Here is a 22,210-nt window from a genome sequence, read left to right as displayed (position 1 = left end):
GCCCATGAGCGTCAGCGATCTGCTTTCCCAGGACGAAATCGATGCCCTGCTGCATGGCGTGGATTCGGGCGTGGTCAACACCGAGCCGGAGCCATTGCCCGGCGAGGCGCGCCAATACGATCTGTCCAGCCAGGACCGCATCATCCGTGGGCGCATGCCGACCCTGGAGATGGTCAACGAGCGCTTTGCGCGGCTGTGGCGCATCGGCCTGTTCAACCTGATCCGGCGCTCGGCCGACCTGTCGGTGCGCGGCATCGACCTGGTCAAGTTCAACGAGTACATGCACTCGCTGTACGTGCCGACCAACCTCAACCTGATCCGCTTCAAACCGCTGCGCGGTACCGGCCTGATCGTGTTCGAACCCACGCTGGTGTTCACCGTGGTGGACAACTTCTTCGGTGGCGACGGCCGTTACCACACCCGTATCGAAGGGCGCGAATTCACCGCCACCGAGATGCGCGTGGTGCAGCTGATGCTCAAGCAGACCTTCGCCGATCTGAAGGAAGCCTGGGCGCCGGTGATGGAAGTGGACTTCGAGTACATCAACTCGGAGATCAACCCGCACTTCGCCAATATCGTCACCCCGCGCGAGTACGTGGTGGTGTGCCGCTTCCATGTGGAGCTGGAAGGCGGCGGCGGCGAGATCCACATCACCCTGCCGTATTCGATGCTGGAGCCGATCCGCGAATTGCTCGATGCCGGCATCCAGAGCGACCGCAACGACCGCGACGACTCCTGGAACGTGATGCTGCGCGAGCAGCTGGACACTGCCGAGGTCACCCTGTCCAGCGTGCTGGCCAGCAAGCGCATGAGTCTGCGCCAGCTCACCGGGTTGAAAATCGGCGACATCCTGCCGATCGACCTGCCTGCACAGGTGCCGCTGTGCGTGGAAGAAATCCCGTTGTTCACCGGCGAATTCGGCGTTTCCAATGGCAACAACGCCGTCAAGATCACCGCCGTACGCCCGCCCGGCGTGCAAGCCCCGCGTGCCGTTCCATCCCAGGACCCCAGCAAATGATCAACTCCGACATCCTCGACGCCGCGCCCGCCACCTTCGACAGCCTGCAGCCCGAGCGCGACCTCAATGCCACCGACCTCAACCTGGACGTCATCCTGGACGTGCCGGTGACCCTGTCGCTGGAAGTGGGCCGCGCGCGCATCCCGATCCGCAACCTGCTGCAGCTCAACCAGGGCTCGGTGGTGGAACTGGAACGCGGCGCCGGCGAACCGCTGGACGTGTACGTCAACGGCACCTTGATCGCGCATGGCGAAGTGGTGGTCATCAACGACCGCTTCGGCATCCGCCTGACCGACGTGGTCAGCCCCAGCGAACGGATCCGGAGGCTGCGGTGATCGGCTTGCTGGCCACTGCCGCGCCGGTCGCGGCCAAGGCCAGCCAGGTCGGCGCGCAGGCACCGTCCTCGCCCAGCCTGTTTGGCGCGGTCTTTGCATTGCTGCTGGTGCTCGCGCTGATCGTCGGCCTGGGCTGGTTGCTCAAGCGCCTGCCCGGCAGCGGTTTCCGCAATACCGAGGGCTTGCGTGTGGTGACCAGCCTGGCAGTCGGTGCCAAGGAACGCGTGGTGGTGGTGGAGGTGAACGGCCAGCAATTGCTGTTGGGCGTCACCGCCGGCGGCATCAGCACCTTGCACACCTTGCCCGAACCGCTGCCGCCCACGCCGGCCCCCACCCTGCCCAACTTCAAGCAACTCCCCAATTTCGCCCAGCTGCTGGCACAGAAGCTGCGCAAGGACCCGTGACATGTTCAGTCGTTGGAATCGCTGGGGGCGCAGCCTGCGCCTGATCCTGATCCTGCTGGTGATGAGCTGCCCGCTGCTGGCCGCCGCCGCACCTGCCGCCCTGCCGGCGATGGCCCAGGCCGCCGCTCCCGCTGCGGCGCCCGCTCCGGCCGGCGCCAATCAGTTGCCTTCGTTGCCGAACGTGAGCGTTGGCCGCATCGGCGACCAACCGGTGAGCCTGCCGCTGCAGACCTTGCTGCTGATGACGGCGATCACCCTGCTGCCGTCGATGCTGCTGGTGCTGACCGCCTTCACCCGCATCACCATCGTGCTGGGCCTGCTGCGCCAGGCGCTGGGCACCGGCCAGACCCCGTCCAATCAGGTACTGCTGGGCCTGTCGATGTTCCTGACCGCGCTGGTGATGATGCCGGTGTGGCAAAAGATGTGGGGCGCCGGCCTGTCGCCGTACCTCAACAACCAGATCGACTTTCAGACCGCCTGGACGCTGACCACCCAGCCGCTACGCGCCTTCATGCTGGCGCAGATCCGCGAGACCGATCTGATGACCTTTGCCGGCATGGCCGGCGACGGCAAATACGCCGGCCCGGATGCAGTGCCGTTTCCGGTGCTGGTGGCCTCGTTTGTGACCAGCGAGCTGAAGACCGCGTTCGAGATCGGCTTTCTGATCTTCATCCCGTTCGTGATCATCGATCTGGTGGTGGCCAGCGTGCTGATGTCGATGGGCATGATGATGCTGTCGCCGATGTTGATCTCGGCACCGTTCAAGATCCTGTTGTTCATCCTGGTGGATGGGTGGGTGCTGGTGGTGGGCACGCTGGCAGCGAGCTTCAACGCGTCTTAGCCGCGAGGTTTGCATGCGCGCTGCACTGCCGGGGTGTCTACCCGGCTTGCCGATTCGGCATGGGGTTTCGAGGCCGAGCAGCCAATAGAGGCCGAAGCCCACTACTGAGCAATGAGTGAGCTGGCGGAGCCAGACACCACGCGTGGCTTCGCCTCGTACCCTCACCCCAACCCCTCTCCCGCTGGAGAGGGGCTAGTGTCTGCAGACCGCACGTTCGTCAGCTCACACACCACTGCACCAGCTCAAATCTCATTCCCGAATCCCGAATCCCGTCCTTTGGCACCCCACTTGCATCAGACCCCTCCATGAGCCCTGAAATCGCCCTGACTGAATTGCGTGGTGGCCTGGTCACCGTCCTGTGGATTGCCGGGCCGATGTTGCTGGCGGTGCTGGTGGTCGGCGTGGTGATCGGTGTGGTGCAGGCTGCCACCCAGTTGAACGAACCGACCATCGCCTTCGTTGCCAAAGCCGTCGCATTGACGGCCACGCTGTTTGCCACCGGCAGCATGCTGCTGGGGCATCTGGTGGAGTTCACCATTGCGCTGTTCCAGCGTATTCCGCATCTGATCGGTTAGCGGGATAGACCGGATGGATGCCGCCACCCAGATGGTGATCGATGGCCAGCGCGCGTTTGCGATGGTCGGGGCGATCATGTGGACGATGCTGCGCACCGGCGCGTTGCTGACCGCGATGCCGTTGATCGGCACGCGTGCGGTGCCCGGGCGGGTGCGGGTGATGCTGGCCGGCACCTTGTCGATGGTGCTGGCGCCGCTGCTGCCGCCGGTGCCGGAGTGGGATGGTTTTACCGCGCAGGCGGTACTCAGCGTGGCACGCGAGCTGGCGGTGGGCGCCAGCATGGGCTTCATGCTCAAGCTGATCTTCGAGGCCGGCGCGTTGGCCGGCGAGCTGGTGTCGCAATCCACCGGTCTGTCGTTTGCGCAGATGTCCGATCCGCTGCGCGGGGTGACGTCCGGCGTGATCGCGCAGTGGTTCTATATCGGGTTCGGGCTGCTGTTCTTCGCGGCCAACGGGCACCTGGCGGTGATCTCGCTGTTGGTGGACAGCTACAAGGCCTTGCCGATCGGCACCGCAGTGCCGGACGCGGCCGCCTTTGCCGAAGTGGCGCCGACGCTGTTCCTGCAGATCCTGCGCGGCGGGCTCACCTTGGCGTTGCCGATGATGGTGGCGATGCTGGCGGTCAACCTGGCCTTCGGCGCATTGGCCAAGGCGGCGCCAGCGTTGAATCCGGTGCAGTTGGGCTTGCCGCTGACGGTATTGCTGGGCCTGTTTCTGCTCTCCAGCTTCGCCAGCGAATTCGCACCGCCCGTGCAGCGCATGTTCGACACTGCGTTCGACGCCGCCAGAGCATTGACGACGTAAGTGTGAACTGCCTCAAGTTTTTGGCCGGCAAGCCGTCAACGCCACAGGATCACTGACGACGCCAATCGCCAGTCATCACATCCTCACTGCCACGCCTGCGGGAACCGATGCCCAACGTGTCTGCGCTGTTCGCCCGTTCTGCCGTGCGCAGCATTGCGCCATGGGCATGGCTCTGCCTGCTTGTGACCGGCCTGGCCAGTATCGCGAGCGTGCAGGCGCAGAGTTACAGCTTCCGCGATTACGCCCAGGCCGATGGCCTGCAAGGCATGACCATCACCGGTCTGGTCGAGGATCGCCGTGGTGTGGTGTGGGTGGCCACCGAACTGGCGTTGCATCGGTTCGAGCGCGAGCGCTTCATTGCCGTCGGCCAGGATCAGGGCCTGGACGCGCGCTTCACCCGCGGCCTGACGCTGGATAGCGCCGGGCGCTTGTGGGTGGCCACCGCCAATGGCGTGTTCGTGCGCGACGGCGAGCAGTTCGTCCAGGTGCTGCGCGAGGGCAAGCGCATTCGCGCCGATGCCGGCAATGTGATCGCCGCCTACCGCGACGGGGTCGCTGTGATCAGTGCAGGGGCGCTGCTGGCGGTGACGCCGGGCGTGGGCAAGCAATGGCAGGTGCAACCGCTGCCGCTGCGAACGCCCGATGGAATCCTGCAGCCATCGGGCAGCACCCTGCTGGCCGATGGGCAGTTTCTGTGGGCGTCGTGCGGCGCTGGCGTCTGCCGGTTGGATGCAGCCGGCAAGGTGGTCGAATCCCTCTCCGAAGCCGATGGCGTGCCAGCGCGCCGCTGGCGGGTGATCTTTCGCGAACGTGGCGGTCGGCTGTGGCTGCGTGGCGGCGGCGCCATCGTGTCGCGAGAGCCGGGCGCGCGCCGCTTCCAAACCCATCCGGCCAGCGCGCACAGCAGCTTCAGCACCATGTCCGGTGCCACCACCATGGTGGAGGATGCGCGCGGACGCATGCTGACCCGCTCCGATCATGGGCTGGTGCGCTGGGACGGCACCCATTGGCACGACATCGGCCCCGACCAGGGCCTGCAGCTGGATGCCATGGTCGGCCCACTGCTGTTGCAGAGCAACGGCACCTTGTGGATCGGCACCCGTGGGCTTGGGGTGCAACGCCTGCTCGGCTACGGCAGCATCGAGCATCTGACCGAGCCGCAAGGCATGCCATCGGCGCCGACCTGGGCGATGCAGCGCCTGCCCAACGGCATGCTGGCGGTTGGTGCCGATGGCGGCGCTGCCCTGCTGCCCCGGCATGCCCAACGCGCCCAGCCGTGGCTGCTGGACAACGGCAAGCCGTTGTCGCAAACGCTCAGCCTTGCGGTGGCACCGGATGGCGCGGCCTGGGTGTCGTACTTTTCCGGCGCCATTGCCCGGCGCGATCCGCACACCGGGCTGACCCGCGTGGTGATGGACATGCCCAGGCCGGGCTACAAGCTGTTGTTCGACAACGCCGGTTCGGTATGGATCTCGACCCCGCGCGGGCTGGCACGCGGTCAGACCACCCCGCCCTATGCGCTGAACTTCGAGCCGGCGCTGCAAGGCAAGTTTGTCGGCGACATCGATGTCGACCGCCAGGGGCGGCTGTGGGCGGCGACCGGCGACGGGCTGTATCGCCGCGAGGGCGCGCAATGGGTGCGCGTGCCGGTGCGCGGCTCGCTGCCCAGCCAGGACATGTTTCAGATCGACTTCGCACCGGACGGCGAAATCTGGCTGTCGCTGCGCGAAGCCGGGCTGTGGCACGGTCGCCTGCAGGCCGACGGCGGTGTGTCGGTGCAGACGGTCGACGACCCGCTGATCTCCAAGGTGATGCCCTTCATCCTGCGCCACGACCGCAAGGGCCGGCTGTGGGTCGGCAGCAGCCAGGGGCTGGATCTGTATCAGCAAGGCCGCTGGTCGCGCATCACGCGCAGCGAGGGTCTGCTGTGGGACGACCTGTCGTCCAACGCGTTTCTGGAAGACGACGACGGCAGCCTGTGGATCGGCAGCAGCCGCGGGCTGAGCCACTTGCTCGACCCGCAGCGATTGTTCGCCGCACAACCGCTGCAGGTGGAGATCGCGCACGTGCGGCGCGGCACCGAGATGGTGCGCGCCGGGGCGGCGCTGGAGTGGTCCGACATTCCGCTGGATATCGATCTGGCCACGCCCGGCGTGGAAGGCGGCGCCGACCGAATCAGCTTCCGCTACCGGGTGGAAGGCCATCAGGCGCGCTGGACCACCACCTCGCTCAGCCATCTGACCTATCCGCTGCTGCCGCCCGGCACCTACACGCTGGAAGTGCAGGTGCTGGATGCCTACCAACGCAGCAGCAGCCCGATCACGCGCTTTCGTTTTGTGCTGCATCCGCCGTGGTGGCGCGGCATTCCCGCGTTGATCGGCTATGTGCTGCTGGGCATCGCGGCGGTGATCGTGCTGCTGCGCTGGCGCACGCGCAAACTGCTGCGGCGCAAACGCGAGCTGGAGCAACTGGTGGCCGAACGCACCGCCGAGCTGGAGCAGGACAAGCGCGAGCTGGAAGCCGCGCGCGCCGAACTGGCGCTCAAGGCCACCCATGACGAACTGACCGGCCTGCTCAATCGTGCCGGCATCCTGCACGCGCTGCGCGGCATGCTGGCGCGTGCTGCGGTGCAAGCGCGGCCGTTGGCGGTGGTGCTGATCGATCTGGATCACTTCAAGCTGGTCAACGACCAACACGGCCATCTGGCCGGCGATGCGGTACTGGCCGAGGTCGGCCGGCGGCTGGATACGTTGGTGCGCGGCGACGACCGGATCGGCCGCTACGGTGGCGAGGAATTGCTGGCGCTGCTGCCCGGTCTGAATGCCGACTCCACGCATCGCTTGCAGGCCTTGCATCGCGGCATCTGCGGCGATTACCCGATCGACGGCAGCGTGCTGGCGGTGACCTGCTCGATCGGCGTGGCCTGGTTTCAGCCGGGCGAAACCCTGGAACAGTTGCTGGCACGCGCGGACGCGGCGCTGTATCGCGCCAAACGTAGTGGACGCAATCGCATCGACTACGACCACACCGCGTCTGAGCACGCCGCTGAGAGTTGAGCGTTAGCGCCGAAGCGCCTTGAAATACGTTGAAAGCGGCGTTCCAGTGAACGCACAACTCGATCCAACTGCGCTGCCGGCAAACCAATACCAGCACCTGTCGAGCTCGCATGCAATCGACTGCCGGGCGGCAATCACGCCATCGTGTTGCTGCGCGCATTAAAGAAACACGCGTGAACAGCCGTTAGTCGGTTTACTGCGGCCTACTATGGGGGCCGCCCATGGCAAGCGTGAGACACCCGCGCAAGGCGCGGACCACACCTGCCGACGCGTGGGAGAGTGCAACGCTCGTGGGGTGTGAGTACCGCCAGTGGAGGTCGTCGAGCCGGCGCGCGCCGTTTGCCGCGGTGCTGGTGTTGGCGTTGCTGTCGTTGGCCGATCTGGCCGGCGCGCAGACCGCGAGCATTCGCCGCTACGCCCATGACCAGGGCCTGCTCGGGCTGGCCGGCACCTGCCTGCTGCAGACCCGCGCCACGTTGCTGTGGGTGTGCACCGAAAGCGGCCTGTATCGCTTCAATGGGCGCAGTTTTCAGCAGGTGGTGCTGGATGGCCTGCGCAACGAATCGATCAGTTCGATGACCGAAACCGCCGACGGTACGTTGTGGGTGGCCGGCTTCCAGACGCTGTTCGTCGGCAACGAACACGGCTTCCGCAGACTGGCGCCGTACGAGGCCGAGCATCTGCAGGAAGGCATGCTGCTGGCCAGCACGCCGTGGGGCACGGTGCTGGCCAACGGCGGCACGCTGGAGCGGCTGAGTGCACGCGGCAACGGCCGCTGGCATAGCGAGCCGCTGCTGGATACCGCCACCCGCGTGCGCGTGCCCGAGTTGTCCAAGGTGTTGAGCCTGTCGGTGGACGGCGACACCTTGTGGGCCGGCTGTGCCAAGCGGCTATGCGCCATCGATGCGCAGCGCAAGGTGCAGGTGTACGGGCCCGAACAAGGCGTGCCGGAAGATCGCTGGTACAGCGTGCTGCGCGACCACGACGGCGCATTGTGGGTACGTGGCACCGGCACCCTGCTCTACCGCGCGCCGGGTGCGGCCACCTTCAGCGTGCGGCCGTTGCCGTTGCTGGATGGCAGCACCGTCGGGCAGCAGGCACCGCTGGTGCTCGATCGCGAAGGACGGGTGCTGGTGCGCCGCAACGACGGACTGGTGCGCTGGGAAAACGGCCAGTGGCGCAGTTTCGGCACCGAGAACGGGCTGCCGCCGGGCAGCAGCGACGCCATCGTGGTGGACCGCGACGGCGACATCTGGATGACCGTGGACGGCGAAGGCCTTGTGCGCTGGGCCGGCTACGAGTGGATCGAGAACTGGGACGCCTCGCAAGGCATGCCGGTTGCGCCGACCTGGTCGATCGCCCGCGACGCGCAGGGCGCGTTGCTGGTCGGCAACGAACATGGCGTGGGTCGCCAGGCCGACCCGAAGGGGCGCTTCGTTCCTGCATTACCCAACTCCGGGATCCAGATCGTGGGCATGGCGCGCAGTGCCGACGGCAGCCTGTGGACGCTGAACTCGGCCGGCTTCGTGCGCCGCAACTGGCCGGATGGGCGCAGCGCCGAGATCGCCAAACTTCCGCGTACCGGGCGGCGTCTGATCATCGACCGCCAGGGCCGGCTGTGGGTGCTCACTGCCGGTGGCCTGTTTGCGCTCGAACGGCCGCTGGACGGCGGCACGCTGCACATGGTCAGCCAGATGCCGGCTATCGCCTATACCGATATCCAGCAGACTGCCGACGGCACGTTGTGGGTCTCCAGCGCCAATGGCCTGTTTCGGCTGCAGGGCGCGCACTGGTCGAAGGTGAAGGTCAAGGTCAATGGCGGCGCCTCCGACCCGTGGATCAGCAAATTCCATATCAGCGACAGCGGCGAAGTGTGGCTGGCGTTCTATCGCGCCGGGCTATGGCACGGCCTGTTGCTGGACGAAGAAGTGGATCTGCAGGCGGTCAGCGATGAAGCGCTCGCCGACGTCAGCGTGTACCAGTTACGCGGCGACAGCGTCGGCCGGGTCTGGGTGGGTCATGCACGCGGGGTGGAGGTCTACGACGGCGAGCATTGGGCGCATCTGTCGCAGTCGCAGGGGCTGTTGTGGGACGACGTGTCCGAAGCGGCGTTTGCCGAAGATCCCGATGGCTCGGTGTGGATCGGCACCGCGCGCGGGGTGAGCCATCTGCGCGACCCGGCGCGCCTGTTCGATCAGCGCCAGCCCAGCGTGCGTATCGACAGCGTCAGCCGCGGTGGCGTGCCGGTGCAGCGCGGCCAGTTGCTCGCCTGGAGCGACAGGCCGTTGCATATCGAGCTGTCCAGCATGGAGGTCTACGACGACCCCAGCCGGCTCACGGTGCGCTATCGCCTGCTCGGTCTGCACAACGAATGGATCCAGAGCGACACGCTGTCGATCGACCAACCGCCGCTGCCGTCCGGCCATTTCCGCCTGCAGGTGCAACTGCTGGACCGCTACCGACGCACCACCTCGCCGATCACCGACCTGCCGTTCGCAGTGGCGCCGCTGTGGTGGCGCAGCCCGCCGGCAATCGCGCTGTATCTGCTGATCGGCAGCGCCCTGCTGGCCGGTCTGTGGCGCTGGCGGCACCGTCATCTGGTCGCGCGCGAGCGCATGCTCGCCGAGCTGGTCGCCGAGCGCACTTATCAGCTGGAGCGCGAAAAACGCGAGCTGGAAAGCGCCCGTGCGGCGCTGGCACTGAAGGCCAGCCACGACGCGCTGACCGGCCTGCTCAATCGCTCCGGCGTGCTCGAGGCGATGGCCGAAGAACTGCAGGCCTGCGCCCACGGTGCGCATCCGTTGGCGGTGGTGCTGATCGACCTGGACCACTTCAAGCTGGTCAACGACGAACACGGGCATCTGGTCGGCGATGCGGTGCTGGCCAAGGTCGGCGCGCGGCTGACCGCCTGCCTGCGCGATTCGGACCGCGTGGGCCGTTACGGCGGCGAAGAATTGCTGCTGTTGCTGCCGGGCATGTCGCAACACAGCCAGCACCGGCTACGCGCCATCCACGAAAAGCTCAGCGTGGCCCCGTACGAAGTGGGCACCGCCCGCCCGCTACCGGTGACCTGCTCGGTCGGTGTGGCCTGGTTCCGGATCGGCGACACGGCGGCCACGCTGCTGGCGCGCGCCGACGAGGCGCTGTACCGGGCCAAGCGCCACGGACGCAATCGCATCGAACCGGAGGAGCCTGAGTCGTCGGTGGCATGAGCAGTCACTCCCATCACCCCAGTGCCGCGAATGGCCGCCGGGCCGATGTGCGCGATATGCCGCAACCGCCGTGCATGCGTGCGCGCGGCATCCCTGCCGACGGCACGGCTGCCGCGCATCTCGCGCCAGCGAGTCTCTGCGTCGCCACAACCGGCGCGCAGTTGCCGTTGTCCTGGCTGACCGCAGTAGTGGTGGTTGTGACGCTGGCCTTGCTGGTGTTGGCGCTGGTGATCTCGGTGCTGTCGCGGCGCTTCCAGCAGCGCACCGATGTGCTGGCGCAATCGCTGGCGCAGGCCAATGCCGAGCTGGTGCTGGCCGCGCTGCACGACCCGCTCACCCGCCTGCCCAACCGCGTGCTGCTGCACGAACATGTGCTGCAGAGCATCGACCGCGCCCAGCACGACGGGCAGCGCTTTGCGGTGATGCTGATCAATCTAGATGGCTTCAAGGCGGTCAACGACGGCTACGGGCATCAGTTCGGCGACCAATTGCTGGTGGCGGTGGCCGGGCGTATGAGCGCGCACCGCCGCGCCAACGGCAGCCTGGCGCGGCTGGGCGCCGACGAGTTCGCGCTGGTGTCCGACATCGCCGACCCCGAGGACGCCGCCGCGATCGCCGCGCATCTGCTGCAGGCGCTGGCGGTGCCGTTCCTGGTCGGCGACCAGGAACTACGCCTGAGCAGCAGCGTCGGCATTGCGCTATATCCCGAAGACGCCGGACCGGAAGACGCCGGCAGCGAGCATCAACTGATGACGCATGCCGATGCGGCGATGCGCCACGCCAAACAGGCCGGGCGCAACCGCTACAGCTTCTTCGAGCGCTCGATGACCGGTACCACCCGCGAGCGCCTGCAGCTGCTGCAGGACCTGCCGCGCGCGCTGGAGCTGGGCCAGTTCGTGCTGCATTACCAACCCAAATACTGCGCCGAGGATGGCCGCCCGATCGGCGCCGAGGCGCTGATCCGCTGGCAACATCCCGAACGCGGCCTGGTGCCGCCGGACAGCTTCATCCCGCTGGCCGAACGCAGCGGCATGATCGGCCCGCTCGGCAGCTGGGTGCTGCAGCAGGCCTGCCGGCAGATGCGCGCCTGGCGCGAGGCCGGGCATGGCGACTGGCGGGTGGCGGTGAACCTCTCGGCCACGCAGCTGGCCTCGCCCAGCCTGCTGGACGAAGTAGCCACCACCCTGGCCGAGCATCTGATTCCGCCCGGCCAGCTCACCCTGGAAATCACCGAAACCATGGCCATGCGCGACGCCGACGCCTGCCTGCGCACGCTCGGCCAGCTCAATGCGCTGGGCGTGCGCATCGCCATCGACGATTTCGGCACCGGCTATTCCAACCTGCTCTACCTGCGCAAGCTACCCGCGCACGAACTCAAGATCGACCGCAGCTTCGTGCAGGCGATGGACACCTGCCCCGAAGACATCGCCATCGTCGCAGCCGTCGTCGCGCTGGCCCACACCATGCGCCTGCAGGTAGTGGCCGAGGGCGTGGAGACCAACGCCCAGCGCAACACCCTGGAACGGCTGGGCTGCGACCAGCTGCAGGGCTATCTGCTGGGCCGGCCAATGGACGCAGAGCGTTTTATCGCCACGGTGGTCGCCCAGCGCGATGGCCTGCACCGCCAGGCCAGCTGAGCAAAAAGCATCAAAAACGACCGTAGACCTGCATCCACGCTCGACGACCCGCCAACCGAGCCGAGCACCAGCCTGCAGTTGGTTAGCCCTCGCGCCCGATTCCCGACCTGCGGCCCTCCCCGCTAACCACCCAGCTACAACACCCCGCCAGCGCTCCACGCGTGGCCGCTGCGTCCCGATTCCCCAATCCCGATTCCCGATTCCCGACTCCCGATTCCCGACTCCCGATTCCCGACTCCCGATTCCCGACTCCCGACTCCCGACTCCCGATTCCCGACTCCCGATTCCCGACTCCCCAATCCCAGCCCCACAAATCTGGAACGCCGCTTGCATGAGGCAAGGCTGACAAGTCACCGGCACCCCCATGTCCGAGTCCGAAGACGGCGGCGAACGTACAGAGCTTCCCACCGAAAAACGCCTGCGTGAAGCCCGCGAGCAGGGCAACATCCCGCAATCGCGCGAGTTGTCCACTGCCGCCGTGTTCGGCGCCGGCGTGTTCGCACTGATGGCCCTGGCCCGCGGCATCGGCGACGGCGCCAGCGTCTGGATGAAGAGCGCACTCAGCCCGGACCCGAAAATGCGTGAAAACCCGATGGCGCTGTTCGGCCATTTCGGCGACCTGCTCATGCAGCTGCTGTGGGTGATGGTGCCGCTGATCGGCATCTGCCTGGCCGCCGGCCTGGCCGGCCCGCTGCTGATGAGCGGGCTGCATTTTTCCAGCAAGGCGATCATGCCCGACCTCACCAAGCTCAGCCCCATGAGCGGGATCAAGCGCATGTGGGGCAGCCACGCGCTGGCCGAGCTGGTCAAGTCGGTGCTGCGGCTGCTGTTCGTCGGCCTGGCCGCCAGCCTGTGCATCTCCAAGGGCCTGCACGGCCTGCGCTCGCTGGTGAACCAGCCGCTGGAACAGGCCGTGGGCAACGGCCTGGACTTCACCAAGAGCCTGCTGTTCTACACCGCCGGTGCGCTGGTGCTGCTGGCCGCCATCGACGCGCCGTACCAGAAGTGGAACTGGATGCGGAAGCTCAAGATGACCCGCGAAGAGATCAAGCGCGAGATGAAGGAGAGCGAGGGCAGCCCGGAGGTCAAGGGGCGCATCCGCCAGATGCAGATGCAGATGTCGCAGCGCCAGATGATGGAAGCGGTGCCCAAGGCCGACGTGGTGCTGGTGAACCCGACCCACTACGCGGTGGCGCTCAAGTACGAGGGCGGCAAGATGCGCGCCCCGATCGTGGTGGCCAAGGGCGTGGACGAAATGGCCTTCCGCATCCGCGACGTCTGCGAACAGCACCGGGTGTCGATCGTCACCGCCCCGCCTTTGGCACGCGCCTTGTATAGAGAAGCTCAAATTGGCAAGGAAATTCCCGTGAGACTCTATTCGGTCGTGGCCCAGGTGCTTTCCTACGTCTACCAGTTGCGTGGCTGGAACGGCGGCCCGATGCCTGAATTGCCTTCCCTCGAAGTGGATGAGTTCGGCAAGGGAGCCAGCGCATGAGCGCCCAACCCGCACCGCTGAATGCCCGACGCATCATGGAGTTGCTGCGCAACGGCCTGGGCGCCCCGCTGGCGCTGATGGCCATGCTGGCCATGCTGATGGTGCCGCTGGCCGCACCGGTGCTGGATGCCTTGTTCACCTTCAACATCGCCATCTCGCTGATGGTGCTGCTGGCGGTGATCTACGTGCGGCGCCCGCTGGAATTCACCATTTTCCCGATCGTGCTGTTGATGACCACGATGCTGCGCCTGGCGCTGAACGTCGCCTCAAGCCGCGTGATCCTGATCAACGGCCAGGACGGCCACGCTGCGGCCGGCAAGGTCATCGAGGCGTTCGGCCAGTTCGTCATCGGCGGCAACTACGCGGTGGGCATCGTGGTGTTCGCGATCCTGACCATCATCAACTTCGTCGTCATCACCAAGGGTGCCGGGCGCGTGTCGGAAGTGACCGCGCGCTTTATCCTCGACGCCATGCCCGGCAAGCAGATGGCCATCGACGCCGACCTCAACGCCGGTTTGCTGACGCGTGAGGAAGCCAAGGCCCGCCGCGAAGAAGTGCGCGAGGAAGCCGACTTCTACGGCGCGATGGACGGCGCCAACAAGTTCATCCGCGGCGACGCCATCGCCGCCATCATGATTTTGTTCATCAATCTCATCGGCGGCATGGCGGTGGGCATGTTCCAGCACGGCATGAGCTTTGTGGATGCGGCCTCCACCTACACCCTGCTGTCGATCGGTGACGGTTTGGTGGCGCAGCTGCCGGCCTTGCTGGTGTCGTCCTCGGTGGCCTTGCTGGTCACCCGCGCCTCGCGGGCGCAGGACATGCGCGGCGCCATGATCAGCCAGGTGTTCGGCCAGCACCGCGCGTTGGCGGTGGCTGCGGCCATCCTGGGCCTGGTCGGCCTGGTGCCGGGCATGCCGAACGTCGCGTTTTTGACGCTCGGCCTGATCCTGGGCGTGATCGCCTGGAAAATGTACAAGCGCAGCCTGGTCGTCCCGCCGACCGGCGACCCTGCCACCGACCCGAAGGCGGCCGCTGCGGCCACCGCCGCCCAGGCCAGCTCGGAACTGAGCTGGGACGAGCTGCGCCCGATCGACCCGCTGGGCCTGGAAGTGGGCTACCGGCTGATCCCGCTGGTGGACAAGAACCAGGGCGGCGAGTTGATGGCGCGCATCAAGGGCGTGCGCCGCAAGCTCACCCAGGACATCGGCTTTCTGGTGCCGCCGGTGCACATCCGCGACAACCTGGAGCTGTCGGCCAACGCCTACCGCCTGCTGGTGCACGGCGTGCCGGTGGCCACTGCGGAAATCTATCCCGACCGCGAACTGGCGCTGGACCCGGGCGGTGCACTCGGCCAGCTCGACGGCATTCCCGGCAAGGACCCGGCATTCGGCCTGGACGCCACCTGGATCCAGCCGCATCAGCGCGCCTATGCCGAATCGATGGGCTACACCGTGGTCGACCCGGCCACCGTCATCGCCACCCACCTGTCGCACCTGATCCGCGAACACGCCCCGGAACTGCTCGGCCACGAGGAAGTGCAGCAACTGCTGGCGACCCTGGCCAAGACCGCGCCGAAGATGGTCGAAGACCTCACCCCCAAGGCGTTGCCGCTGTCGGTGGTGGTGCGGGTGCTGCAGAACCTGCTGATCGAACGCATCCCGGTACGCCAGCTGCGCAAGATCGTCGAAGCGCTGGTCGAACATGCCCCGCACAGCCAGGACCCCACCACCCTCACCGCTGCGGTACGCACCTCGCTGGGCCGCTTCATCGTGCAGGAAATCGCCGGCATGTCGGCCGAGCTGCCGGTCTACACACTGGCCCCGCAGCTGGAGCGCGTGCTGCAGGAATCCACCCACGGCAACGGCGTGGCGCTGGAACCCGGCCTGGCCGAGCGCCTGCACCAAAGCCTGGCCGATTGCGTCGGCAAGCAGGAAGCCCGCAACGAACCGGCCGTGGTGCTGGTACCCGGCCAGGTCCGCGCCGCACTGGCCCGCCTGGTCCGCCATAGCGTGCCGACCCTGTCGGTATTGGCGTATAGCGAAGTGCCGGAAGACAAGCGCCTGAAGCTGGTCGGCACGATCAGCTGAGGCTGACGCACCTCGTAGGAGCGCACCCGGGCGCGACGGGCTCTACCGGGACGGCCCGTCGCGCCCAAGGGCGCTCCTACGAAGCCACCCGCGCCCGGTCCTCGAGCTGCAGACAGGCAACCGACCACCGCGTCGGAAAGCCGCCACTCGTCCAAACCTCCAATCGATTGCACGACGCTGGCCGTTTCGAGGCTTTCCAGGCGCTCCAGGCTCAACCTCCCACCCGCCAGCCCATCCACTCACACAGTAGATGCCAACGCAGCGCGCCCCTAGAGAAAAGTCAATCAAACCAGTGACTTGAAATCTTGCAGCCGCGCCGATCGCACAGCTCCAGCCTGTCCCAACCCTCCAGATCCCCGCGCCGGAACCCCGGCACCGCGTTTTGGCACGCCGCGTGCATTAGCTCTGGCGAGACCGCAGTCAGCTTGATCGCTGCGGGGCGAGCAGCAGCACTTGGAACAACCGAACGGGACAGGCAACTCATGACGCTGGCAACACACCCACATTCATCGCGCACCCGTCCGGCGTCCGGCGGGTCCCGTTCCTGGAGGCACTTCGCATGAAAATCAAACGCTTCGTTGCCCCGGACATGCGCACCGCATTCCGCATGGTGCGTGAAGAACACGGCCCGGACGCAGTGATCCTGTCCAACCGCCGTACCGCCGAAGGCATCGAGATCGTCGCTGCCAGCAACTACGACGAAGAACTCGTGCAGCGCGCCCTGGAAACCGCGCGCTCCGAGACTCCGGCGGCTGCGGCACAGATCGAACAGGCGCCGGTCCAGCAGGCCCCGGCCAAGCCAGCCGCGCCGTTCCACGCCCCGCTGAAGCCGGCCGGCGACACCGGCAGCAACCAGCGTCAGCGCGTTGCCAGCGCCGCAGACGACATGATCGCCGCGATGGCGCTGCGCCAGCCGGTCAACGTGCCGCGCTCGGCGCCGGTCGCCGCACCGGTGCGCACTGCCGCCGCCCCGTCGGCCGCCGCCCAGGCACTGGCCCACGCCGTTGCGGTTGCCGCCGCACCGCGCCAGGAACATGCGCTGTCGGCAGTGCCGGAACAGCTGTTCGCCGACTTCCTGACCACCGCACCGGTACAGGCTCCAGTGCACGCTGCCCCGGTGCAGGCACGCACGCCGATCATGGCCGCCGCGCTCGCCACGCACGCCTCTTACGGGCAGGACGACGACGAGCAGGACGACGACGGCTTCGACATGGACGACGCGCTGCCGCAGATCCTGCCGCCGGCCGCGTTGCCGCCGCTGGTGGCCGCCCCGGTCGCCCTGGCTGCGGTGCCGGTCGCCGCCGCCCCGGTGCCGCAGAACGACGAAGAACTCAAGCAGCTGCGCGGTGAGCTGGCGCTGATGCGTCAGATGATCGAGCGCGAAATGAACCGTCTCACCGACGAGCGCCTGCGTGGCTCCCCGGTGCGTGCGCAGGCCCTGGAGCTGATGGACGACTACGGCTTCGATGCCGGTCTGATCCGCGATGTGGCCCTGCAGATCCCGGCCGATACCGAATTGCACCGCGGCCGCGGGCTGATGCTGGGCCTGCTGTCCAAGCGTCTGCCGGTGGCTCCGATCGACCCGCTGGAACGCGGCGGCGTGATCGCCCTGGTCGGCCCGACCGGTGCCGGCAAGACCACCACCATCGCCAAGCTCGCCCAGCGCTTCGCCGCCCAGCACGCCCCGCGCGACGTGGCCCTGGTCACCACCGACACCCAGCGCGTCGGCGGCCGCGAGCAGCTGCACAGCTACGGCCGTCAGCTCGGCATCGCGGTGCACGAGGCCGACAGCGCCGAGAGCCTGCTGGAACTGCTCGAGCGCCTGCGCGACTACAAGCTGGTGTTGATCGACACCGCTGGCATGGGCCAGCGCGACCGCGCCCTGGCCGCACAGCTGAACTGGCTGCGCGCCGCGCACCAGGTCACCTCGCTGCTGGTGCTGCCGGCCAACGCCCATTTTTCCGACCTCGACGAGGTCGTACGCCGCTTCGCCCACGCCAAACCCCAAGGCGTGGTGCTGACCAAACTCGACGAGACCGGCCGCTTCGGCAGCGCCTTGTCGGTGGTGGTCGACCACCAAATGCCCATCACCTGGGTGACTGACGGACAGCGGGTCCCCGACGACCTGCACCGCGCCAATGCCGCCAGTCTCGTTCTTCGCCTTGAAGATTTGCGGCGCGCTGCCGATAAGCCCTGTACTCCGGAGCACAACCATGCAGTCGCGTGAATACGCCAAGCTGACCAACGCCTTCCCCCTGACGGCGACCCGTCCCGAGCCCCTGGGCCCGGTGCGCACCATTGCCGTGACCGGTGGCAAGGGCGGCGTGGGTAAAACCAACATCTCCGCCAACCTGGCCGTGGCCCTTGCCGAGATGGGCAAGCGCACCCTGCTGCTGGACGCCGACCTTGGCCTGGCCAACCTGGACGTGGTCTTGGGACTCTCGCCCAAGTACACCCTGGCCGACCTGATCGCCGGCCGCTGCACGCTGGACGAAGTGATCATCGAAGGCCCCGGTGGCGTGTTGGTGGTCCCGGCCGCCTCCGGTCGCCGCCACATGGCCGAAATGGCTCCGGCCCAGCACATCGGCCTGGTCAACGTGTTCTCCGAACTGGAACGCGACCTGGACGTGATGGTCATCGACACCGCCGCCGGCATTACCGACAGCGTGCTGACCTTCTGCCAGGCCGCCCAGGACACCGTGGTGGTGGTCTGCGACGAACCGGCCTCGATCACCGACGCCTACGCGCTGATCAAGGTGCTCTCGCGCGAACGCGGCGTGGACCGTTTGCAGATCATCGCCAACATGGTGCGCGACCCCAACGAAGGCCGCCTGCTGTACGACAAGCTGTCGCGGGTCTGCGAAAAATTCCTCGGCGACGTGTCGCTGAACTACCTCGGCCACGTGCCCCAGGACGACTGGTTGCGTTTGTCGGTACAGCGCCAGCAACCGGTCATCAAGGCCTACCCCGCCAGCCCCTCGGCGCTGGCCATCGCAGAAATCGCGCGGCGTACCTCGCGCTGGCAGGCCCCCACCGTGCCACGCGGCAACGTCGAGTTCTTTGTCGAACGCATCATCCAACGGGGGGTCGCCGCATGAGCACCGCTACCGCAACCGCAACGACGGCCACCGCGCAGTACCGTGCAGTGCAACGCAACAACGCCAACGACATCGTCACCCAACACGCCGATCTGGTGCGCCGCATCGCCCACCATCTGGCCGCGCGCCTGCCGGCGAGCGTGGAAGTGGACGACCTGATCCAGGCCGGCATGATCGGCCTGATCGAAGCCTCGCGCAGTTACGACTCCGAGCAGGGCGCCTCGTTCGAAACCTATGCCTCGATCCGTATCCGCGGCTCGATGATCGACGAGATTCGCAGAGGCGACTGGGTGCCGCGTTCAGTCCACCGCCGTGCCCGCGACGCTGCCGCCGCCGTGCGCAAGATCGAACAGAACACCGGCCGCGCCGCCGCCGCCACCGAAGTGGCTGCCGCGATGGAAATGCCGTTGCCCGATTACCTGCGTCTGATGGAAGACGCCGCCCGCGGCCAGGTGCTGAGCCTGGAGTCGCGGATCGAAGATCACGGCGAGCTGGACACCACCGCCAAGGGTGGCCCCAACCCGCAGCAGATGATGGAGCGTGGCGAGTTCGGCCGCGAGCTGGGCAAGGCCATCGGCCAGTTGCCCGAGCGCGAGCAGCTGGTGCTGTCGCTGTACTACGAACAGGAATTGAACCTGAAGGAAATCGGCGCCGTGCTCGGTGTCAGCGAATCGCGCGTCTGCCAGATCCACGGCCAGGCCGTGGTGCGTCTGCGCGGCCGCCTCAAGGTCTTCGAACTGGCCGATGCCGGTGTCGAAATTGACGAATGATTTTTTCGCGTATTTTTTAGTGTTAGGAGCTTGATGTGAACAAGAACATGCGGATTTTGATCGTGGACGACTTCTCGACGATGCGACGTATCGTCAAGAATCTGTTGGGCGATCTTGGCTTCACCAATACCGCAGAGGCCGAAGACGGCAACAGCGCACTGGCTGCATTGCGGGCCGGCCCGTTCGATTTCGTGGTCACCGACTGGAACATGCCCGGCATGACCGGCATCGACCTGCTGCGCAACATCCGCGCCGACGCCAAGCTCAAGCACCTGCCGGTGATGATGGTGACCGCCGAAGCAAAGCGCGAGCAGATCATCGAAGCCGCCCAGTGCGGCGTGAATGGCTACATCATCAAGCCGTTCACCGCGCAGACGCTGGAAGAAAAGCTGGGCAAGGTGTTCGAACGTCTGGCGGCGACCGCCTGATGAACGCCACCGTGGAAACCAATGCCGAACGCGCTGCCTTGATCGACCGCCTGCAAGGCGCGCTCGATGCACTGGAAAGCGGTGACGAAGCCGCCTGGAAGCGCGAGGTCGACCACCTCGCCGCCTTGCGCACCCGTCCGATGATGCAGGGCCTGAGCCGGCTCGCACGCGAACTCGGTCAGGCGCTGGGCGAACTGCCCACCGTGCCCGAAGAAGCCGGCGAACTGGACGATGCGTGTTCGCGCCTGGACCACGTGGTGGAAATGACCGAAAAGGCCAGCCATCGCACGCTGGATCTGGTCGAAGAATGCCGTGAGCTGGCCAACCAGCTGCGCGACGGTGGTCTGAATCAGGACCAGGGCGCGCTGATGGACAAGATGCGCCACAACCTGACCGAACTGTCGCTGGCGCAAAGCTACCAGGACCTGAGCGGGCAGATCATCCGGCGCGTGGCCGGCATCGTGCGGCGCGTGCACGAAGGCTTCGGCGCACTCGGCCTGCCGCCAAAGAGCACCGAGCCGAAGAAAGACGACGGCGGTCTTGCCGGTCCTGCAGTCAAGGGCCTGGACCGTCACGCGGTGTCGCAGGACGACGCCGATGACCTGCTGTCCGGATTGGGGTTGTAACCATGAGTGCTGTTCCAGACGATATTGCTGCCGATTTCATCGTCGAGGCCCAGGAAATCCTGGATCGCCTCGGCGAACAGCTGGTCGCGCTGGAACAGGCACCGGACGAAGCCGACCAGCTCAACGCGGTGTTCCGCGGTTTCCACACGCTCAAGGGCGGCGCCGGCTTTCTGGCGATCAAGCCCATGGTGGAGCTGTGCCACGCCGCTGAAGAAACCCTCGGCATGGCGCGCTCCGGCCAGGCGGTGTTGCAGGCGCATCACTTCGATGCCGCGCAGCAGTCGCTGGATTATCTGCAGGCGATGCTCGATGCGATGGGCTCGGGCGAAACCGTGCCGCATGCGCCGGCCTCGCTGATCGCGCAGTTCGATGCCAAGAGCGGCCCGCCGGCGGTCAAGGCCGCGCCCAAGGCCGCATTGGCTGCGGTGGCCACACCTGCCCATGACGACGGCCACGTACCGGCGCCCGGCGCCAAGGCCGCGCCCAAAGCCGCCGCCAAGGGTGCCGAAGCCGAACAGACCGTGCGCGTGGACACCAAGCGCCTGGACGCCATCGTCAACCTGATCGGCGAACTGGTGCTCTCGCGCAATCGTCTCAAGACCCTGCGCACCCGCCTGCGCGACGAAGAACTCGATCGCGCGGTCAGCGTGCTGGATATCGCCACTGCCCGCCTGCAGACCGCGGTCATGCGCACCCGCATGCAGCCGGTCAGCAAGGTGTTCTCGCGCTTCCCCAAGGTGGCCCGCGATGTGGCGCGCACCTTGTCCAAGGAAGTGGAGCTGGAACTGATCGGCGCCGAGACAGAACTGGACCGTAATCTGGTCGAAGCCCTGGCCGATCCGCTGGTGCATCTGGTGCGCAACGCGATCGACCACGGCATCGAATCCCCTGCCCTGCGCGAAGCCACCGGCAAACCGCGCAGTGGTCATGTGCGCCTGTCCGCACAGCAGGAAGGCGACTACGTCAGTATCGAAATTCAGGACGACGGCGCCGGCATCGACCCCGAGCGCCTGCGCGAAATCGCCCGCAATAAAGGCCTGATCGACGCCGAAGCCGCTGCCCGTCTGAGCACCGACGAGTGCCTGCATCTGATCTTCATGCCGGGCTTTTCGACCAAGGCCGAGGTCACCGACATCTCCGGCCGTGGCGTGGGCATGGACGTGGTGCAATCGCGCATCCGCGAACTCAGCGGGCAGATCCAGATCCAGTCGGAACTGGGCCGCGGCAGCCGCTTCATGATCCGCGTGCCGCTGACCCTGGCGATCCTGCCGACCCTGCTGGTGCAGGCCGGCGAAGCCGTCTATGCACTACCGCTGGCCCGCGTGGTCGAAGTGCTGCACGCCCCGCAGACCTCGCTGGGCTGGTTCGACGGCCGCGCCGTGCTGGACCGCCGCTCGCACACCTTGCCGCTGATCGACCTGCGCCGCTGGCTCGGCGTCCCCGCCGAGCAACCGCCGCTACTGACCGTGGTGCTGCTGCAAGCCGGAGAAACCCGCTTCGGCCTCGTCGTGGATCAAGTGCGCGGCCGCGAGGAAGTGGTGATCAAACCGCTACCGCGCGCCTTGCGCGGCCTGCCCGGCTACGCCGGCGCAACCCTGATCGGCGATGGCCGCATGGCACTGATCCTGGACGTGGACGGGTTGCGCTCCAGCGATCATTGAGTTTGGGGAATCGGGAATCGGGAATCGGGAATCGGGAATCGTGGTGACGATCCGGGTTGCTTGATGTAATCACAATGGCCGCGCATAGCGGCCGTTATCGTTTCGATACGTGTTTCGTGTGCCGGCGTGCGCCAATGCAGCGGATCGCTGTTAGGCGCA

At 66.8% G+C, this 22,210-nt stretch carries 16 protein-coding genes and 1 pseudogene; all 17 read left to right on the top strand.

Translation table 11 applies throughout. The features are described 5' to 3' along the window. Positions 1-4: 4 nt before the first annotated feature. Positions 5-1,018 (top strand): flagellar motor switch protein FliM, encoded by a 1,014-nt coding sequence (gene fliM, locus NDY25_RS21410; protein WP_023903929.1) that lies wholly within the window; start codon positions 5-7, stop codon positions 1,016-1,018. Then, entirely contained in the window at positions 1,015-1,353 is a 339-nt protein-coding gene (fliN, locus tag NDY25_RS21405; protein WP_006449777.1) for a flagellar motor switch protein FliN, read from the top strand. Before fliM ends, fliN begins: the two co-directional genes overlap by 4 nt. Further along, complete coding sequence (gene fliO, locus NDY25_RS21400) at positions 1,350-1,757, top strand: flagellar biosynthetic protein FliO (RefSeq protein ID WP_006449776.1); 408 nt, start codon at positions 1,350-1,352, stop codon at positions 1,755-1,757. The genes fliN and fliO overlap by 4 nt, the downstream gene beginning before the upstream one ends. 1 nt (position 1,758) lies before the next feature. Then, positions 1,759-2,598 carry a flagellar type III secretion system pore protein FliP gene (fliP, locus tag NDY25_RS21395; RefSeq protein ID WP_168958839.1) on the top strand — a complete coding sequence of 280 codons (840 nt, stop codon included), beginning with the start codon at positions 1,759-1,761 and terminating at the stop codon, positions 2,596-2,598. 305 nt (positions 2,599-2,903) lie between these two features. Then, on the top strand, positions 2,904-3,173 hold the full coding sequence (locus NDY25_RS21390) for a flagellar biosynthetic protein FliQ (protein ID WP_005917968.1): 270 nt from the start codon (positions 2,904-2,906) through the stop codon (positions 3,171-3,173). Between the two features lie 13 nt (positions 3,174-3,186). After that, a complete protein-coding gene (gene fliR, locus NDY25_RS21385) occupies positions 3,187-3,978 on the top strand; it encodes a flagellar biosynthetic protein FliR (RefSeq protein WP_006449774.1) in 792 nt (263 codons plus the stop codon). 107 nt (positions 3,979-4,085) lie between these two features. Then, entirely contained in the window at positions 4,086-7,034 is a 2,949-nt protein-coding gene (locus NDY25_RS21380) for a ligand-binding sensor domain-containing diguanylate cyclase (RefSeq protein ID WP_168958838.1), read from the top strand. 290 nt (positions 7,035-7,324) lie between these two features. Continuing rightward, a complete protein-coding gene (locus NDY25_RS21375) occupies positions 7,325-10,246 on the top strand; it encodes a diguanylate cyclase (protein ID WP_168958852.1) in 2,922 nt (973 codons plus the stop codon). Between the two features lie 101 nt (positions 10,247-10,347). Then, positions 10,348-11,883 (top strand): annotated as a pseudogene (locus NDY25_RS21370) (putative bifunctional diguanylate cyclase/phosphodiesterase); the annotation flags it as partial. Positions 11,884-12,247: 364 nt separating this feature from the next. Then, a complete protein-coding gene (flhB, locus tag NDY25_RS21365; protein WP_168958837.1) occupies positions 12,248-13,378 on the top strand; it encodes a flagellar biosynthesis protein FlhB in 1,131 nt (376 codons plus the stop codon). Then, entirely contained in the window at positions 13,375-15,468 is a 2,094-nt protein-coding gene (gene flhA, locus NDY25_RS21360) for a flagellar biosynthesis protein FlhA (RefSeq protein WP_168958836.1), read from the top strand. Before flhB ends, flhA begins: the two co-directional genes overlap by 4 nt. Before the next feature lie 559 nt (positions 15,469-16,027). Further along, complete coding sequence (gene flhF, locus NDY25_RS21355) at positions 16,028-17,695, top strand: flagellar biosynthesis GTPase FlhF (protein WP_256627674.1); 1,668 nt, start codon at positions 16,028-16,030, stop codon at positions 17,693-17,695. Further along, entirely contained in the window at positions 17,682-18,566 is an 885-nt protein-coding gene (locus tag NDY25_RS21350) for a MinD/ParA family protein (RefSeq protein ID WP_168958834.1), read from the top strand. The genes flhF and NDY25_RS21350 overlap by 14 nt, the downstream gene beginning before the upstream one ends. Next, positions 18,563-19,336, top strand: a complete 774-nt coding sequence (locus NDY25_RS21345; protein ID WP_023903918.1) for an RNA polymerase sigma factor FliA — start codon at positions 18,563-18,565, stop codon at positions 19,334-19,336. The genes NDY25_RS21350 and NDY25_RS21345 overlap by 4 nt, the downstream gene beginning before the upstream one ends. A gap of 35 nt (positions 19,337-19,371) precedes the next feature. Next, positions 19,372-19,764 carry a chemotaxis response regulator CheY gene (gene cheY, locus NDY25_RS21340; protein WP_002813536.1) on the top strand — a complete coding sequence of 131 codons (393 nt, stop codon included), beginning with the start codon at positions 19,372-19,374 and terminating at the stop codon, positions 19,762-19,764. Beyond that, entirely contained in the window at positions 19,764-20,390 is a 627-nt protein-coding gene (locus NDY25_RS21335) for a protein phosphatase CheZ (RefSeq protein WP_006450905.1), read from the top strand. The genes cheY and NDY25_RS21335 overlap by 1 nt, the downstream gene beginning before the upstream one ends. 2 nt (positions 20,391-20,392) lie before the next feature. Then, positions 20,393-22,051, top strand: coding sequence for a chemotaxis protein CheA (locus tag NDY25_RS21330; protein ID WP_168958833.1), 1,659 nt, complete (start codon positions 20,393-20,395; stop codon positions 22,049-22,051). The last annotated feature ends 159 nt before the right edge of the window (positions 22,052-22,210 follow it).

This window comes from Xanthomonas hortorum pv. pelargonii (assembly GCF_024499015.1).
Classification (GTDB): domain Bacteria; phylum Pseudomonadota; class Gammaproteobacteria; order Xanthomonadales; family Xanthomonadaceae; genus Xanthomonas; species Xanthomonas hortorum_B.
Note: the sequence above shows the minus strand (reverse complement) of the source record. Positions and strands in the feature narration are given on the sequence as shown.